Here is a 1078-nt window from a genome sequence, read left to right on the forward strand (position 1 = left end):
CTAATCAAGTGTAAATGTGCGTTTGCTACCTTCCGATTTTCCTGCGGAAAATCCTCGGACGCAAACTCGCCCATTTCATACACTTACCGTTGCCAGTAATGCGGACGAAATTATCAAAAGTTTCCATATAATTCAACTTTTTTGTTATCTTTGCTAAAGTATAACGACAAATAAACTGAATGAAACCAAAATTTGAGGTGGTTTTTCTTGAACAAGCTATTGACTTTATGTCCAAATTGGATGCTAAAGCAAAAAAGAAAATCTATTACAATTTGGATAAAGCGAAACTAGAAAATGACCCTAAACTGTTTAAAAAACTAACAGACGACATTTGGGAATTTAGAACACTTTATCAAGGAATTCAATACAGACTCTTTGCCTTTTGGGACAAAACAGATAAAATCGAAACGCTTGTGCTATCGACACACGGAATGGTAAAAAAGGTTAGCAAAGTTCCAAAATCAGAAATTGAGAAAGCATTGAAAATTAGAGCTGAATATTTTGACGAATAAACTTGAAATTATGGCAACGAAAAATAAAAAAATGAAAATGATGACACTTGACCAAATGAAGGACAAGGACATTGGAAAAGTTGGAACACCAGAACGTGACAAATACGAATTTGACTTGCGAATGGAAGTGCTTGGAGATATGATAAAGTCTGTCCGAAAAGAACGGAATTTAACTCAAGAGCAACTCGGAGAATTAATCGGAGTTCAAAAATCACAAATCTCGAAATTGGAAAGAAACACTAAAAACGTAACTATCGAAACGATTTTAAAAGTGTTCAGAGCATTGAAAGCAAACGTTCGATTTAGTGTCGAAATGAATGAATCGGAATTTAAAGTAGCATAAGCACTACTGGCAACAACGTGTATAATTAATGGCTAGTTCTCGCCTACTTACGAAAATCCTAGCGGATTTTCTATTCGGTTTTTATTTGCTAAATTAGATGCGTGGAACACGCCACTAATCATACACAAAACCGTTGGCAACCATTGCTGTACCCCAAAATTTCTAAAAAAAGATCTCACTCTATTCTTCCGATTTATCACTGTTACGGAACATAACGCACTTC

The 1078-nt window shown here is 35.2% G+C and carries 2 protein-coding genes; both read left to right on the top strand.

The window, feature by feature from the left end; genetic code table 11:
• Nucleotides 1-179 precede the first annotated feature (179 nt).
• Nucleotides 180-512 carry a type II toxin-antitoxin system RelE/ParE family toxin gene (locus BM239_RS15250; protein ID WP_092210205.1) on the top strand — a complete coding sequence of 111 codons (333 nt, stop codon included), beginning with the start codon at nt 180-182 and terminating at the stop codon, nt 510-512.
• A 37-nt stretch (nt 513-549) separates the two neighbouring features.
• Nucleotides 550-855: a helix-turn-helix domain-containing protein gene (locus tag BM239_RS15255; RefSeq protein WP_449374836.1), complete on the top strand. Its 306-nt coding sequence runs from the start codon at nt 550-552 to the stop codon at nt 853-855.
• Nucleotides 856-1078: the final 223 nt, after the last annotated feature.

The sequence above is a fragment of the Algorimicrobium echini genome, from assembly GCF_900115185.1.
GTDB lineage: Bacteria > Bacteroidota > Bacteroidia > Flavobacteriales > Flavobacteriaceae > Algorimicrobium > Algorimicrobium echini.